The sequence below is a fragment of the Pedobacter westerhofensis genome, from assembly GCF_900182595.1.
Taxonomy (GTDB): domain Bacteria; phylum Bacteroidota; class Bacteroidia; order Sphingobacteriales; family Sphingobacteriaceae; genus Pedobacter; species Pedobacter westerhofensis.
Genome location: NZ_FXTN01000009.1, coordinates 278,157 through 293,691 on the forward strand (window position 1 = coordinate 278,157; position 15,535 = coordinate 293,691).

14 protein-coding genes are annotated in these 15,535 nt (G+C 43.7%); 7 read left to right on the plus strand and 7 right to left on the minus strand.

Going from position 1 to position 15,535, the window contains the following annotated elements; translation table 11 throughout:
• Positions 1-34: 34 nt before the first annotated feature.
• Together dprA and FN831_RS18500 are read left to right on the plus strand one after the other, a co-directional pair.
• The gene (gene dprA, locus FN831_RS18495) at positions 35-1,126 is read left to right on the plus strand and encodes a DNA-processing protein DprA (RefSeq protein WP_142529673.1); all 1,092 of its coding nucleotides are present in this window, start codon (positions 35-37) and stop codon (positions 1,124-1,126) included.
• 156 nt (positions 1,127-1,282) lie between these two features.
• Entirely contained in the window at positions 1,283-2,644 is a 1,362-nt protein-coding gene (locus FN831_RS18500) for a pyridoxal-phosphate dependent enzyme (RefSeq protein ID WP_142529674.1), read from the plus strand.
• Positions 2,645-2,719: 75 nt separating this feature from the next.
• On the opposite strand, the gene murA is transcribed toward FN831_RS18500, so the two are convergent.
• From murA to FN831_RS18520, 4 genes are all read right to left on the minus strand, one after another.
• Positions 2,720-4,045, minus strand: a complete 1,326-nt coding sequence (murA, locus tag FN831_RS18505; RefSeq protein ID WP_142529675.1) for a UDP-N-acetylglucosamine 1-carboxyvinyltransferase — start codon at positions 4,043-4,045, stop codon at positions 2,720-2,722.
• 35 nt (positions 4,046-4,080) lie between these two features.
• Positions 4,081-4,770, minus strand: coding sequence for a DUF4290 domain-containing protein (locus FN831_RS18510; protein WP_142529676.1), 690 nt, complete (start codon positions 4,768-4,770; stop codon positions 4,081-4,083).
• Positions 4,771-4,856: 86 nt separating this feature from the next.
• Positions 4,857-7,163: an ATP-dependent helicase gene (locus FN831_RS18515; RefSeq protein WP_142529677.1), complete on the minus strand. Its 2,307-nt coding sequence runs from the start codon at positions 7,161-7,163 to the stop codon at positions 4,857-4,859.
• Positions 7,164-7,259: 96 nt separating this feature from the next.
• Positions 7,260-7,640: a hypothetical protein gene (locus FN831_RS18520; protein WP_142529678.1), complete on the minus strand. Its 381-nt coding sequence runs from the start codon at positions 7,638-7,640 to the stop codon at positions 7,260-7,262.
• Positions 7,641-7,954: 314 nt separating this feature from the next.
• Here FN831_RS18520 and FN831_RS18525 point away from each other — a divergent pair, with 314 nt between their 5' ends.
• The 3 genes from FN831_RS18525 (at position 7,955) to FN831_RS18535 (ending at position 11,016) form a co-directional block, all read left to right on the plus strand.
• The gene (locus tag FN831_RS18525) at positions 7,955-9,325 is read left to right on the plus strand and encodes a dipeptidase (protein ID WP_142529679.1); all 1,371 of its coding nucleotides are present in this window, start codon (positions 7,955-7,957) and stop codon (positions 9,323-9,325) included.
• A 15-nt stretch (positions 9,326-9,340) separates the two neighbouring features.
• Positions 9,341-10,333 carry a glycoside hydrolase family 25 protein gene (locus tag FN831_RS18530; protein ID WP_246101619.1) on the plus strand — a complete coding sequence of 331 codons (993 nt, stop codon included), beginning with the start codon at positions 9,341-9,343 and terminating at the stop codon, positions 10,331-10,333.
• A gap of 182 nt (positions 10,334-10,515) precedes the next feature.
• On the plus strand, positions 10,516-11,016 hold the full coding sequence (locus tag FN831_RS18535; RefSeq protein ID WP_142529680.1) for an FKBP-type peptidyl-prolyl cis-trans isomerase: 501 nt from the start codon (positions 10,516-10,518) through the stop codon (positions 11,014-11,016).
• A gap of 68 nt (positions 11,017-11,084) precedes the next feature.
• Here the strand turns inward: FN831_RS18535 and FN831_RS18540 are convergent, their stop codons facing one another.
• A complete protein-coding gene (locus FN831_RS18540; RefSeq protein ID WP_142529681.1) occupies positions 11,085-11,516 on the minus strand; it encodes a Fur family transcriptional regulator in 432 nt (143 codons plus the stop codon).
• A 172-nt stretch (positions 11,517-11,688) separates the two neighbouring features.
• Here FN831_RS18540 and FN831_RS18545 point away from each other — a divergent pair, with 172 nt between their 5' ends.
• Complete coding sequence (locus FN831_RS18545) at positions 11,689-12,894, plus strand: GTP-binding protein (RefSeq protein WP_142529682.1); 1,206 nt, start codon at positions 11,689-11,691, stop codon at positions 12,892-12,894.
• A 58-nt stretch (positions 12,895-12,952) separates the two neighbouring features.
• Here the strand turns inward: FN831_RS18545 and FN831_RS18550 are convergent, their stop codons facing one another.
• Both FN831_RS18550 and FN831_RS18555 read right to left on the minus strand, forming a co-directional pair.
• The gene (locus FN831_RS18550) at positions 12,953-13,141 is read right to left on the minus strand and encodes a hypothetical protein (RefSeq protein ID WP_142529683.1); all 189 of its coding nucleotides are present in this window, start codon (positions 13,139-13,141) and stop codon (positions 12,953-12,955) included.
• Between the two features lie 78 nt (positions 13,142-13,219).
• Positions 13,220-14,842, minus strand: a complete 1,623-nt coding sequence (locus tag FN831_RS18555) for an ABC-F family ATP-binding cassette domain-containing protein (protein WP_142529684.1) — start codon at positions 14,840-14,842, stop codon at positions 13,220-13,222.
• A gap of 108 nt (positions 14,843-14,950) precedes the next feature.
• Here FN831_RS18555 and FN831_RS18560 point away from each other — a divergent pair, with 108 nt between their 5' ends.
• Positions 14,951-15,529: a nitroreductase family protein gene (locus FN831_RS18560; protein ID WP_142529685.1), complete on the plus strand. Its 579-nt coding sequence runs from the start codon at positions 14,951-14,953 to the stop codon at positions 15,527-15,529.
• Positions 15,530-15,535: the final 6 nt, after the last annotated feature.

The following is a 15,535-nucleotide window of genomic DNA, read 5'->3' on the forward strand; positions in this document are numbered from 1 at the left end:
ACCAGCAAAAGGGGCTTCCGTATTAAGTTAGCCCATGAGTTTAACCCATCAAATTGCCCTGACATTAGTTCAAAGTGTAGGCCATGTGACTGCTAAAAGTCTGCTGGCCAGATTCGGTACTCCCGAAGCGGTGTTTTCTGCCAGTATGCAGGACCTGCTTCAGGTTGAAGGGATCGGCGCCGTTACTGCCGGTCAGATTTGCCGTACAGACGCGCTTGTACTGGCAGAAAAACAATTAAAGTTTCTGGAGAAACATCAGATCGATCCGCTGTTTTATACGGATGAGCGTTATCCCAAACGGCTGAAGAACTGTTATGATGCCCCGGTGATGTTGTATTACAGGGGCACAGCTAATCTTAATCATCCCCGTATTGTGAGTGTAGTAGGTACGCGCAGGGCTACATCCTATGGACTGATGTTATGTGAACAACTGGCAGAAACGCTGAAAGATTATGGCGTACTTGTAGTAAGCGGACTTGCCTACGGAATAGACGTGGCGGCACACAGGCAAAGCCTGTTGCAAGGCATTCCTACTGTTGGCGTGCTGGGCCACGGACTGGACAGGCTTTATCCCTCGGCACACCGGCAAACGGCTAACGAGATGATCAGGAATGGCGGACTGCTGACCGAATTTCCCTTATATACCAATGCTGATAAGGAAAACTTTCCCAAAAGAAACCGCATCATTGCAGGCATTGCCGATGTAACCGTTGTGGTAGAAGCGGCGCTCAAAGGCGGGGCGCTGATCACGGCGGAACTTGCCAATTCTTACAACAGGGATGTGTTCGCTTTTCCCGGAAGAACTACAAATCAATACTCTGAGGGTTGTAATTTTTTAATCAAGACCAATAGGGCAGGACTAATCAGTCACCCGCGCGACCTGGCTTATTTTATGGGCTGGGAGGCAGAAACTGCATTAACGACTCCGCGCCAGTCATCACTGGCCATCGCGCTGAGCGCAACCGAACAGACGGTCATCACCGTTCTGCAATCCTCGTCTCAGAGGATCGATGAGCTCTCCATTAAAGCCGGGATCCCGCAGAGCAAACTGGCTATACATCTGCTCAATCTGGAGATTAAAGGTCTCATTGTGTCGTTGCCGGGCAGTGTTTATCAGCTGGTATAGCTAAAGGTTAAGATGTTGGCACCATATATTAGAATAGTCGCGGGACATTTCCCTGGTTGTTTCAGAATTATATTTCTTTAGCACAGGTAATTCGAAATTTGATTACGAATGTATTTTTTAAATAAAAATCTAGGAATCAAGTCGTATTTTTGTTTCATGTGGTATAACAATATATTAGAGACGATTGGGAATACTCCCCTGGTAAGGTTGAACACCATTACTAAAGAAATTCCTGCAACTGTGCTGGCTAAAATAGAAACTACCAATCCTGGTAACTCTATAAAAGACCGTATGGCTGTAAAGATGATCGAAGATGCTGAAAAGAGCGGAAAGCTTAAACCAGGCGGAACGATTATCGAAGGTACTTCCGGGAATACGGGTATGGGCCTGGCCATGGCGGCAATTATCAAAGGATACAAATGTATCTTCACAACAACTGATAAGCAAAGTAAAGAGAAAGTAGATGCTTTACGGGCCTTTGGCGCTGAAGTAATTGTCTGCCCTACCAACGTTGAACCTGAGGATCCACGTTCCTATTATTCTGTTTCTTCGCGACTGGAGCGTGAGGTTCCAAACTCATGGAAACCCAATCAATATGATAACCTTTCCAACAGTCAGGCGCATTATGAACAGACCGGACCAGAAATATGGGCACAAACTGAAGGTAAAATCACGCATTTAGTGGTTGGGGTAGGTACAGGAGGCACAATCTCCGGTACCGGGAAATACCTGAAGGAACAGAATCCTGATATCAAAATATGGGGGATCGATACCTATGGATCCGTATTTAAAAAGTATAAGGAAACTGGCATCCTGGATAAGAATGAGATTTACCCCTATATCACTGAGGGCATTGGCGAAGATTTTCTTCCTCAGAATGTGAATTTTGATATCATCGATCTTTTTGAAAAAGTAACAGATAAGGATGCTGCATTGATGACCCGTGATATTGCGCGTAAAGAAGGAATCTTTGTAGGGAACTCTGCAGGTTCTGCAATTGCCGGGCTGCTGCAGCTGAAAGATAAATTAAAGCCCGAAGATGTTGTTGTAGTGATCTTCCATGATCATGGCAGCCGTTATATGGGTAAAATGTATAATGAAGACTGGCTGAGAGAACGTGGTTTCCTGAAGGACGAAAAGCTGACTGCCAAATCTATTATTGCTAAAAAAGAACAGACGGAGATCTTTACCATTGATTGCCAGAAGACGATTGTTGAGGCTATCAACACCATGAATACACTGAATATTTCACAGATCCCGGTAACGCAGCAGGGGATGATTATCGGTAAACTGGCAGAAGGTGATATCCTTAAAGCACTGATGGAGAATCCTTCTCTGAAGTCTGCCTATGTGCAGGAGATCATGTCTGCTTCCTTTCCTTTTGTTGACCTGAATACGTCGATTGATAAGATTTCTGCATTGATCAATAAAGAGAACAGTGCAGTGCTTGTAGAGGATGAAGCCGGTAAGTTCGAGATCATTACGCAGTATGATATCATCAACGCGATCTCTGCATAAAATCAGCCACTCTATTTAAACAAGAAAGCCGGTTAATATTACACTAAACGGCTTTCTTGTTTAAAAAAATTATCTTTAGTGGCTCGGGCCATTACCATCCACACGTTTAATCTGCGCGCCTAAGGCACGTAAACGTGTGTCGATATCCTGGTATCCGCGCTCAATCTGTTCGATGTTATAAATTGTAGAGGTTCCCTCAGCTGACAATGCAGCGATCAGAAGTGATACACCGGCACGGATATCCGGAGATGTCATGCTGATCCCTCTCAATTTGTATTGTTTGTCGATACCATTTACAGTAGCGCGGTGCGGATCACACAAAATGATCTGTGCGCCCATATCTATTAGCTTATCTACAAAGAACAAACGGCTTTCAAACATCTTCTGGTGGATCAGTACTGATCCTTTGGCCTGCGTAGCGATCACCAAAACGATACTGAGCAGGTCGGGAGTGAAGCCCGGCCATGGAGAATCGGCAATCGTGAGGATAGATCCGTCGATAAACGTATCGATGATATAATGCTTTTGTGAAGGGATATAAATATCATCGCCTCTCAGCTCAAAGTTGATACCCAGTTTTCTGAAAACATCAGGAATCATTCCCAGTTCACTGTAACATACGTTTTTGATGGTGATTTCTGATTCAGTCATGGCTGCAAGGCCGATAAATGAGCCGATTTCGATCATGTCAGGAAGCATTCTGTGCTCAGTACCGCCCAGTTTGGTTACGCCTTCAATGGTCAGCAGGTTGGAGCCTATTCCAGAGATTTTTGCGCCCATGCGGTTCAGCATCTTGCACAATTGCTGCAGGTATGGTTCGCAGGCTGCATTATATATCGTGGTAATGCCTTTAGCCAGTACGGCGGTCATAACGATATTTGCAGTACCTGTAACTGAAGCCTCATCCAGCAGGATGTATGTTCCCTGAAGGTTGGTGGCATCCACGTTAAAGAAAGATTCTTTGGCATCGTATACAAATTTAGCGCCCAGTTTTTCAAATCCGAGGAAGTGAGTGTCCAGTCTTCTGCGCCCAATCTTGTCACCGCCCGGTTTAGGGATGGCAGCTTTACCAAAACGGCCCAGCAGGGGGCCAACGATCATGATTGAACCTCTCAGGCTTCCGCCTTTAGATTTAAAGGTATCTGATTTAAAGAATTCAAGATCAATGTATTTAGCTTCGAAAGTGTAAGTGTCTTTGGATAAGCGCTCCACAGCAACGCCAAGATCACCCAGCAGCTCTATCAGTTTGTTGACATCTTTAATATCCGGAATATTGCTGATCGTAATCTTCTCTTCCGTCAGTAGAACGGCAGAAATAATCTGCAGGGCCTCGTTCTTAGCGCCCTGTGGCTGGATTTCACCCTTTAATTTTTTCCCGCCAATAATTTCAAATGCGTTCATGTATGCTTAACGTATATAGTATGTAAAATCTGCCCTTAGTGTCTTTGCTTCGCGTTGTTATTGTTGCTGCGGGGGCGGTTGTTGTTATTATTATTGTTGTTTTGTCTTCCCTTGTTGTTGTTATTGTTGTTGCGGCCGCGGTTGGTATTGGTTGCAGCACGGTTAACAGGTGGCCTGAATTCAACTTTCGCCAGGTTGACATTTTCTTCCAGTTCCAGCTGTCCGCCGGATAGTTCACGAAGGTTTTTGAAGATCGTTTCATCGGCAACGCTGTCCTTGTTCCAGGTTACGTAGGCCATTTTCATGAAGTTGGCGATGCCCTGTACCATGGCAGCCCTGCGTTCAGGTTCGTCAACAGCTTTGGCTCTTTCAATCAGCACCTCTACAGTTTTACCATAGTGCTTGTACTTGATTTTCTGCTGCGGATAGCCAATATGGGCCGGCTTTACCAGGGCAGCTTCAGGCGTAGGTTTAGGATACGGGCTGTCCACTTCGATCTTATATCCGGAGATAATGTGTAAGTGGTCCCATAGTTTGTGCTTAAAATCGGCAACATCTCTGAGATGAGGGTTGAGAAAACCCATCAGATCAATCACCGCCTGAGCATATTTATTGCGCTCTTCCAGATCCGGAAGTTCAATAATGTACTTCACCATGTTCTGTACATTGCGTCCGTATTCTGCAAGAATTAACTCGTTTCTTGTGGTATTATAGTCGAAATTCATTCTATATTATTTCTAATGGCCATCGCTAAAGGGGGATATAAGAGCGTTAAAGGCCTGTTATAGCATATTTGGGTTAAAGATAAACCTTATTTTACAATTCGCAATTTAGCAAATTTTAATAACAATTGTTTGTTTCCTAATCCCTGGAAAAAAACGGTTGCTTTTACGTCAGGTAAATTGCCTTCAAGGTTGATGATTTTGCCGAAACCAAACTTCTCATGCTCTACCTCCATACCATTCTGAAATTCGTTTGCGGCATTGGGTGCAAACCCTGGTGTAGGGATGTGCGCAGTAGGCAGCATCGTGTTTTTTGGTCTTGGAGAAGCAGCCGAAGTTGTGGTTGTTCCGGATGATACAGGCTTAGGCTTGCTGAAAGAATCCCTTTGCTGTGACCAGGACCTGCGTTCTCCGTCAAAACTGTCTTCGCCGATGCTCGTTTTCGGAGCCTTAACGGTTTCCAGTTCCAGGTACCTTGCGTTGATTTCGCTGATAAAGCGGCTTGGTTCACAGTTGGTGAGCGTTCCCCAGCGGTATCGCGAAGTGGCGTAGGTGAGGGTAAGCTTCTTCTCGGCGCGTGTGATGGCTACATAGAAAAGTCTGCGTTCTTCCTCCAGGTCTGTTCTGGAGTTGAGCGACATTTGTGAGGGGAACAGATTTTCTTCCAGTCCTACAACAAATACATTTTTGAATTCCAGTCCTTTGGCAGAGTGGATGGTCATCATTGACACGGTATCCTGCGTTTTGTCATTCTCGCGGTCATCATTTGTCAGCAGGGCAATATCCTGCATAAAAATCGCCAGGCTGCGGTCTTCAATGTCCTCGCGCTCTGCGAATTCCTTGATACCATTCAGTAATTCCTGGATGTTTTCATACCTGCTGCGACCTTCGATACTATCATCCGTATGCAGTTCTTTTAAGATACCAGAATGCTGGGATATATATAAGGCTGTTTCATAGGCATCCAGTTTTTTTGATTCTGCCTGGAAACTTTTGATCAGCATAGCAAAATCATTCAGCTGGTTTGCAATACGGCCAGCAATATATTTCTGAGGTTCCTGGATCACTTCCCACATGGTAATATCATGCTGGTCGGCCGCCACAATGATCTTGTCTACTGTGGTATCGCCAAGGCCCCTGCGGGGATAATTAATCACCCTTTTGATTGCCTCCTCATCACTTGGATTAAAAGTTAAGCGGAAATAGGCGATCAGATCCTTGATCTCTTTTCTTTGGTAGAAGGAGAGGCCTCCATAGATCTTGTACGGAACGTTCAGCTTTCTTAAAGCTTCCTCCATTGCCCTTGACTGTGCGTTTGTACGGTAAAGAATAGCGAAATCATGATAATCCAGGCCATTAGTACTTCTGTCCTGTACAATGGCTTCGGCTACAATTTTACCTTCTTCGTTATCTGTAAAAGCCCGTGAAACCTTGATTCGGTCGCCGGATTCATTCTCCGAAAAGACGTTTTTCTCCAGCTGGTTTTTATTGTTGGCAATAATGCTGTTGGCTACTTCAACGATGTTTTGTGTAGAGCGGTAGTTTTGCTCCAGCTTATATACTTTCAGGTCTGGATAATCCTTCTCAAAGTTGAGGATATTCTGGATGTTGGCGCCCCTGAACCCATAGATACTTTGTGCATCATCACCCACCACACAAATGTTCTGATAGGCAGCTGCCAGTTTCTTTACGATAGTGTACTGGGAGAAGTTGGTATCCTGGTACTCATCCACCATCAGGTATTTAAATTTGTGCTGGTATTTGTTGAGCACATCGGGATGGTTCTTTAACAGTACATTGGTCTTAAACAGCAGATCGTCAAAGTCCATTGCGCCTGCTTTAAAGCAGCGTTTGGTATAGGTTTCATAGATTACACCAAGCATCGGACGTTTATTGCTCACGTCCTCTGCCTGTATCTCTGCACTTTGCATATACTCCACATGGCTCACCAGATTATTCTTTGCCGAAGAGATGCGGTTATAGACAAAGTTGGCATTATATAACTTATCATCCAGCTGCATTTCGCGCAGGATGGCCCTGATCAGGCTTTTGCTGTCGTCTGTATCGTAGATGGTAAAGTTTGAAGGGTAACCGATCTTCTCCGCTTCCACGCGCAATATTTTTGCAAATACCGAGTGAAATGTGCCCATCCAAAGGTTTTTAGCTTCTGCACCAACCACTTTAGAGATACGTTCGCGCATATCCTTAGAGGCTTTATTGGTAAATGTGAGTACCAGTATATTAAATGCGTCTACACCTTTTTCGATCAAATGTGCCACCCGGTATGTAATTACACGGGTTTTACCAGATCCTGCACCTGCAACAATCATTGCTGGTCCCTGGGTATTTTCTACTGCTGCACGTTGCTGAGGGTTTAATCCTGCTAAGTAATCCAAATTGAATCTGAGTTTGCTTTATGAAAGCTACAAAAATAATAAAACTCCAGGTCTTCTCGCAACATGTTGGTAAATTGAATGAAGAACCGGGGCAGGCTAATTCAACTGTGTGCTCCCTGCTGAAGGAAGCCGGGAAGTTGCAGCATATTCCTCAACCGAGACTTTAATAAAATCCTGGATCAGCAGGATCATCATCTGGACAGTTTCGATGCTGAAGATCTCCTGCAGATAGCTGATGTTGCCTTCAAATCTCTGTTTAAAGCCTGCTGTTAGCTCCTTGATGACCGCCTGCGTATTCTCATTACTGATGTCCAGGCGCGCTTTCAAATCGTCATTACTGCAGGCCCAGCCCAGGGTACGCATCATATGTTTTTTCATGTAAGATTCAAAACTTTCGTCATAAGGGTCAATCCATACATATATCGCTGAAAATGCCGGCTCCCTTACCTTTCTTGTTTTGAGCATGTGATCCTCCATAAATTTTGTTTTTACCTGTGCTGATAACAATGCATAATGGTTCTACTATTTATGTTAATCCTTCCCCTGATAGAGTTGGTTTCGTTAAAGAATAGCTGCTGCATTTTTATTTGTAATAAATTACTGTATTTAAGTTCTTAATATGCAGTAGTTTATTGTAGTAAATATGGTAAAAAAAATCCTATTCATGAATTAAATATGGAATGAATTGAGATATTGTAAAATATTTTCCAATTTCTAAGATCCATTATTGCCCGGGCTGCCTGATACAAAACGAATTTGCAATTTTATATATTTGTCCAAATTCAATTGTTATGCAAGAGATTAAAAAATATGTAGAAGAAAACAAACAGCGTTTTCTGGATGAGTTATTCGAACTGTTGCGTTTTCCATCGGTGAGTGCCGATCCCAAATATAAAACGGATGTGTTCAAAGCTGCTGATTTTGTGGCCGAAAAGTTGAAAGAAGCTGGTGCAGACCAGGTAGAGGTTTGCCAGACTGCCGGGTATCCTATTGTTTATGGTGAGAAGATTATTGATGCGTCGCTCCCTACCATTTTAGTGTACGGGCATTACGATGTACAGCCGGCTGATCCGCTGGAGTTGTGGCATACACCTCCTTTTGAACCTACCATACGTGAGGGCAAGATTTATGCACGTGGTTCTGCTGATGATAAAGGCCAGTTCTATATGCATGTAAAGGCTTTTGAACTAATGGTTAAAACCAATACACTGGCCTGCAATGTGAAATTTATGATCGAAGGCGAAGAAGAAGTAGGCTCTGCCAACCTGAGCACTTTCGTCAACGTGAATGCTGAACGCTTAACTGCTGATGTGGTACTGATTTCTGATACTTCGATGATCAGTATGGAAGATCCATCTATAGAAACGGGGTTGCGCGGCCTTTCTTATCTCGAGGTCGAAGTGACAGGGCCAAACAGGGACCTTCACTCAGGTATTTACGGAGGTGCAGTAGCCAATCCGATCACGGTCCTGTGCCAGATGATCGCCTCGCTGCATGACGGGAATAACCATATTACTATTCCTGAATTTTATAGTAAAGTAGCAGAACTGACAGAAGAGGAAAAAACAGCATTGAATTCTGCTCCCTTTGACCTTGAGGAATATAAAGCCGATCTTGATATCGCAGAGGAGTGGGGCGAAAAAGGATATTCTACGCTTGAACGTACAGGAACCAGGCCTACACTGGAGGTTAATGGCATCTGGGGAGGGTATATCGGAGAGGGTGCAAAAACGGTATTGCCATCAAAAGCCAATGCAAAGATCTCCCTGCGCCTTGTTCCCAATCAGAGCTCTGCCGAGATTGCTGAGATCTTCCAGAAACATATGGAATCCATCGCACCTGCCTCCGTTAAGGTAAAGGTAATCAATCACCATGGTGGCGAGCCTGTGGTTACACCAACCGACAGTGTGGCTTACCGTGCTGCTGAAAAAGCAATTGAGGAGAGCTTCGGGAAAAAACCAATTCCTACACGCGGCGGGGGAAGTATCCCTATTGTTGCCTTGTTTGAAGATGTGCTGGGCATTAAATCTGTACTAATGGGCTTTGGGCTGGACAGTGATGCCCTGCATTCACCAAATGAAAAATATGATATCTTTAATTACTATAAAGGGATTGAAACCCTGCCGCTGTTCCACAAGTATTTTGCAGAACTGAGTAAATAAATCTGATTTAATTTTTTGATAAAGGGCGGCTCTTATGCTGCCCTTTTGTATTTTTACACCGTGCCTCCACCGATAAAGAAGAAACCTACCGAGCTGCTGAAAAGAGCAATGTCTCCGGATACAACAAGTACACCAAAGAAAACAGGTACTACCAGACAGTCAACCGCGGCGAAGCCTGCAGCAAGAAGAAAAAAAGCCCTTGTAAAGAAAAAAAAGGCAATACCGCTCCAGGTAAAGTTCCTGATTGCTGCCTTGCTCCTGATCCTGTTTTCTCCTTTGTATTATGGATATGTGCTCAGGCTGTTCAGTTCTTCGATCAGCTGGATCAAGGATATCGGTGAAGATCCCAACTACCGTACTTACAAAAGCTATGCGATCCGTATCCCCAGGAACTTCAGTATTCACGGGATAGATGTATCATCGTACCAGGGGAAAATCGACTGGAAAAAAGTAAAGGCGATGAAAGAGGACAGTGTACATGTTACGTTTGCCTTTATCAAAGCTACGGAAGGTATCTCCAGTGTAGATCCGTACTTTCAGCGAAACTGGAGGGAAGCACCCAAGGCAGGAATTGTCTGCGGGGCTTACCATTACTTTATACCCCGGAAATCAGGATTATGGCAGGCCAGGTTCTTCCTGCAAACCGTTAAGTTTGAAGAAGGTGACCTGCCGCCGGTGATAGATGTGGAAGACCTGAGCGGTCAGTCGCCGGAAAAGATGCGCGCTGAGCTGAGTGATTTTATCCGTCATGTGGAAAAGAAAACAGGAGTAAAGCCTATCATCTATTCCGGACTGGTATTTTACAAGGATTATCTGAAAGGTCATTTTGATGGTTATCCCTTATGGATTGCGCACTATTATCAGGCAGAGCTCAAAGCAGGGAAAACTACGAAATGGCAGTTCTGGCAGCATTCTGACCGGGCCAGGATCACCGGTATCAGCCATGTAGTAGATTTCAATGCCTTTAAGGGTGATAGCCTTACTTTCCAGCAAATGCTAATTAAATAATCAGTTCGCTGTACAGTCCTGCATTTGGTAAATTTGCATTAACAGGAACAAATTGTAATCTTCCTTTGTTAGGATAGGCAAAGCAATGAAACAAAACATCTATATTTGCCGAAATAAATCAAATCAGCGGTCTGTAATAGCAGCTGAGCAAGCAATAAATTATTTAACTAAATAAGATTCCAATGAGTATTAAACCCAATACAGTGGTTTCATTAACGTACGAACTGCATACGACTAATGAAGAAGGACAACAAGTTTTCGTAGAAAAAGCTGATGAGCAAAATGCTTTGGTTTTCTTATACGGTACCGGCATGATGTTGCCGAAATTTGAAGAGCATTTAGCTGGACTGAATGTTGGTGATGAGTATAAATTTGAGTTAAGCGCAGCTGATGGCTATGGAGAACAAGATCCGGGTGCTTTTGCTGATCTTCCAAAAGATATGTTCAAGGATGTTGACCTCCCTAATGTAGGTGATGTTATTCCTTTGCAGGACAATGAAGGAAACCACTTCAGAGCTGGTGTTACAGGCATTCATGATGATACGATCTCTGTAGATTTAAACCACCCTATGGCTGGTAAAAACCTGATCTTTGGCGGAACAATCCTTGCTGTTCGCGAAGCTACTGAAGAAGAATTAAGTCATGGTCATGCACACGGTGCTGACGGACATTCGGGACACTAGTTCCAATAGATAAATCCAATAAAAAAGGTGCAGATTTAATTTTCTGCACCTTTTTTATTCCCCCGGAATTAATTTTCCTTGACCTGCAGACTGCATTTCTCGCAAATCCCGTAAGCGGTGGTATTAATCGTAGCGGCTTTAAAGCCCTCCGGCATCGTCATCTTTGGTACCTTAACATCTAGACAGTAAATCCTGCTGCAGTTGGTACAATTAAAATGTACATGTTCATCATGGTGATGATCTGCGGTGCATGCAGTTGAACAGATCGCATAATTGGCCGTTCCGTTCATGTCCATAATGCGGTGCAGAATACCCTTATCTTCATAGATATTCAAAATGCGGTACAACGTTACCCGGTCTATTTCTTTACCCAGTTTTTTTTCCAGTTCCGGCTGTGATATGGCTACAGTATCCAATGCAATTTCCTCTAAAACACGAACTCTCTGTTTGGTATGCTTTAACGAATGTTCTTTCAATACATCAACCGGATTGATCTTCATGGTATAACTGCTGTTTATGCGCTGGCCTGCTAGGTGAATGATAAAGCAAATATACCAATAGCCTAAGCCGGGAGCAAATAAATGACAGTATATTTAAATGCAATTATGTTGCTTTAGTTGTGGGGTAAACTATATTTGCAACATCATTGCATTAGTAAAGTATTTGAATCAGATGAAGAAGAAATTATTGCCCGTAACCGTCTTGAGCGGATTCCTTGGAAGTGGTAAAACAACCCTGTTGAACCATATTCTTCACAACAAACAAAATCTGAAAGTAGCCCTCATCGTAAATGATATGAGCGAAATCAATATTGATGCCCGTACTGTTCAGAACGGGCATATGCTATCCCGAACGGAAGAGAAACTTGTAGAAATGAGCAATGGCTGTATCTGCTGTACATTACGTGAAGATCTGATTGCAGAGGTAGAAAAACTGGCAAAGGAGGACAGGTTCGATTACCTGATCATCGAAAGTACCGGTATCTCTGAGCCTATACCCGTGGCACAGACCTTCAGTTATGTGGATGAGACGATGAACATTGACCTGAGTAAATTCAGCAAGCTGGATACGATGGTTACCGTGGTAGACTGCTTTAATTTCAGAAACGATTTTGGCACAAAAGAGTTACTGCTGGACAGGGATTGGGTGAATGATCCGGCAGACAGGCGTACGATTGTGAACCTGCTGACAGACCAGATAGAATTTGCCAACGTGATCATTCTGAATAAAACGGACCTGATTTCTGCCGAAGACCTGAAGTTGCTGAAGGCTGTGGTCAGAAAATTAAACCCTTCTGCCCGGCAGATTGAATCTTCTTTTAGTAAAGTTGATCCGAAAGAGATCCTCAATACAGGTTTGTTCAATTTCGAAGAGGCCGCACAGGGAGCCGGTTGGATACAGGAACTGAATGCGGAACACTCGCCCGAAACTGAAGAATACGGGATCAGCAGTACCGTTTTCAGATCGCCGGTCCCTTTTCACCCGCAAAGGTTCTGGGACTTTCTGAATAAGGAATTCCCTCCAAATGTAATCCGTACCAAAGGATTGTTCTGGCTGGCAGCAATGCCTGACCATGCCTTGAATTTCTCTCAGGCTGGCGGCTCACTAAGAATAGAGAATGCCGGGGTATGGTGGGCAAGTATGGAACTGTCTGAAAGGCTTGCTTATCAGGATTACGCTGAAAACAGATCCCAGATTGAGTCCAGATGGAACAGCGGCTTTGGCGACCGCCTCAATGAAATGGTGTTTATCGCGCAGGATATGGAAAAAGAAACACTGCACTGGGAGCTCAGCAACTGCCTCCTTACAGCTGAAGAACTTGTCCTGTATAAAAACAAACAAACCTTTGTAAACCCTTTTGCCAGTGTAATTATCTGATATAATTAGCGCAATGCAGTTACTACTGTATTGCGCCAATACTATATTTGATGTTAAATTAGTTGTTTTCCAGGTAATCCATGCCTTTTTGAGTAATAGTAACCGAAGGGTGTGCTTCATCCGGATGATAAGCGATAAAGCCCATTCTTTCCAGTTCATCATAAGTTTCTTCCATACCTCCAAGAATAGATGAACTTACCTGTTTTTCGATCGACGCCAGCAGCGTTTTAATTTCTTCTCTTTCCATGATTTTTGCTTATAGCATATAAACAAAATGGGCATGATAAAGTTTACCATGCCCATTCTTATTTTATGTTTAAATCAGTTATTTATACATTTGTGCCCTTAACTCTGCCACATCCCCACTATTGATATATTCATCATAGCTCATCATTTTATCAATTGTTCCTTTAGGAGTGATTTCAATCACGCGCGTTGCAACAGATTCTGTAAGTGCATGGTCACGTGATGTAAACAGGATCGTTCCTTTAAAATCCTTCATACCGTTGTTCAGTGCGGTAATTGATTCCAGGTCAAGGTGATTCGTTGGCTCATCAAACAGGAGCAGGTTGGCATGTTTCAGCATCATTTGCGAGAACATACAACGCATTTTTTCACCTCCTGAGAGCACTTTAACATTCTTTAGTACTTCCTCTCCGGAGAAGAGCATCCTGCCCAGGAAACTCCTTACAAACTGCTCGTCCTTATCGGTATCAGAATATTCTCTCAGCCAGTCTACCAGGTTTTCGTCTTTACCTTCAAAATATGTAGAGTTATCATTTGGAATGTCAGCAATGTTGATGGTTACACCATATTTAAAGTCGCCGGTATAATCCTTGTCACGGCCTGTCAGCACTTCATAAAATGCGGCAGTAGCCAAACTGTTTTGTGAAACGATGGCAATTTTGTCGCCTTTATTCACCATAAAGTTGATGTCCTTGAACATCACTTCGCCGTTGACAGTTTTGCTCAGTTTCTCTACCTGCAGGATCTGGTCACCAGCTTCCCTGCCCAGGTTATTAAACATAATAGCCGGGTACTTACGGCTTGAAGGTTTAATCTCTGTAAGGTCGATCTTGTCCAGGGCCTTCTTACGCGAAGTTGCCTGTTTGGATTTTGATGCGTTGGCGCTGAAGCGCTGGATAAATTCCTGCAGTTCCTTAACTTTTTCTTCCAGTTTCTTGTTCTGGTCGCCACGCTGTTTTAATGCCAGCTGGCTAGACTCATACCAGAAAGTATAGTTACCGGAGTAAATACTCATTTTACTGAAATCGATATCTACGATATGTGTACATACGGCATCTAAAAAGTGCCTGTCGTGACTTACCACCAATACGATACTTTGATAATCAGCCAGGAAATTCTCCAGCCAGGCGATGGTCTCGATGTCCAAATCGTTGGTAGGCTCATCCAGCAGAAGGATATCAGGGTTTCCAAATAATGCCTGTGCAAGCAATACGCGTACTTTTTGCTTTCCGTCCAGTTCCTTCAGTTGTTTAAAATGAAGTTCTTCCTTGATCCCTAAGTTGCTGAGCATGGTTGCTGCATTGCTCTCCATGTTCCAGCCATCCATTTCAGCAAATCTGTTTTCCAGTTCACCGGCGCGTTCGCCATCTTTATCCGAGAAATCTTCTTTCAGGTAGATCGCATCTTTCTCCTTCATGATGTCATACAGTTCCTTATGACCGATCATCACGGTCTCCAGCACAGAAAACTCATCAAACTCATAGTGGTTTTGTTTTAAAACTGCCATGCGCTCGCCCGGGGTAAAGGCTACGCTGCCCGAAGTTTGATTAACCTCACCGGAAAGGATTTTTAAAAAGGTTGATTTACCTGCGCCATTAGCTCCAATCACCCCATAGCAGTTGCCATGGTTAAATTTAAGGTTGACATCTTCAAATAAGGTACGTTTTCCGTAACGCAGGGATAAATTAGATACTGAAATCATATTGCACACAAAATAAGCCGCAAAGGTAACGATTATTTAATAAAATGCCCGGAACAGATCTGATTCATTAGTTCAGCTTTAAATGTTATTTTTGTGTTTTCAGACATTATGGCAAACGAAATAGAGATACTCAGTTCAATCATACAGCGCCGGAGAAGTATTTTTCCGCCAAGCTACACCGGAGAGGAAATTCCTGATGAATTGATCCTGAAAGTTTTGGAAAGTGCAAACTATGCACCTACACATAAATTAACGGAACCCTGGCGTTTCATCGTGCTGCGGAAAGAGGGAAAACATAAATTCGGGCTGGAGCTTGCACGTTTATACCAGGAGCAGACACCGCCACATCAGTTCCTGCAAAAGAAATTTGAGGCAATGGTAGAGAAAGCTGATCAGTCGAGCTGCGTCATTGTACTCAATGCCCAGCTGCATCCCGGACAGATCCCGGAATGGGAGGAGATTGCTGCTTTTGCCTGTGCGGTGCAGAATATGGCTTTAACCGCCGAAGCGCTGAATATTGGCGCTTACTGGAGTTCTCCGGGCACGATAGATCAGTTGCCGGCATACTTTAATATGGCCGAAAACGAAAAGTGCTTCGGCTTGTTCTTCATGGGTTTCCACAATGAGGCACCACGGGCTGCCAGACGTGGTCCGATAGAGGACAAAGTGAGGTGGATTGAAGAATAAGGTATA

Excerpts from the sequence above, each read along its gene's own strand:
- dprA (WP_142529673.1), top strand. The coding sequence starts at position 35 with ATGAGTTTAACCCATCAAATTGCCCTGACATTAGTTCAAAGTGTAGGC.
- FN831_RS18500 (WP_142529674.1), top strand. The coding sequence starts at position 1,283 with ATGTGGTATAACAATATATTAGAGACGATTGGGAATACTCCCCTGGTA.
- murA (WP_142529675.1), bottom strand. The coding sequence starts at position 4,045 with ATGAACGCATTTGAAATTATTGGCGGGAAAAAATTAAAGGGTGAAATC.
- FN831_RS18510 (WP_142529676.1), bottom strand. The coding sequence starts at position 4,770 with ATGAATTTCGACTATAATACCACAAGAAACGAGTTAATTCTTGCAGAA.
- FN831_RS18520 (WP_142529678.1), bottom strand. The coding sequence starts at position 7,640 with ATGGAGGATCACATGCTCAAAACAAGAAAGGTAAGGGAGCCGGCATTT.
- FN831_RS18525 (WP_142529679.1), top strand. The coding sequence starts at position 7,955 with ATGCAAGAGATTAAAAAATATGTAGAAGAAAACAAACAGCGTTTTCTG.
- FN831_RS18535 (WP_142529680.1), top strand. The coding sequence starts at position 10,516 with ATGAGTATTAAACCCAATACAGTGGTTTCATTAACGTACGAACTGCAT.
- FN831_RS18540 (WP_142529681.1), bottom strand. The coding sequence starts at position 11,516 with ATGAAGATCAATCCGGTTGATGTATTGAAAGAACATTCGTTAAAGCAT.
- FN831_RS18545 (WP_142529682.1), top strand. The coding sequence starts at position 11,689 with ATGAAGAAGAAATTATTGCCCGTAACCGTCTTGAGCGGATTCCTTGGA.
- FN831_RS18550 (WP_142529683.1), bottom strand. The coding sequence starts at position 13,141 with ATGGAAAGAGAAGAAATTAAAACGCTGCTGGCGTCGATCGAAAAACAG.
- FN831_RS18555 (WP_142529684.1), bottom strand. The coding sequence starts at position 14,842 with ATGATTTCAGTATCTAATTTATCCCTGCGTTACGGAAAACGTACCTTA.
- FN831_RS18560 (WP_142529685.1), top strand. The coding sequence starts at position 14,951 with ATGGCAAACGAAATAGAGATACTCAGTTCAATCATACAGCGCCGGAGA.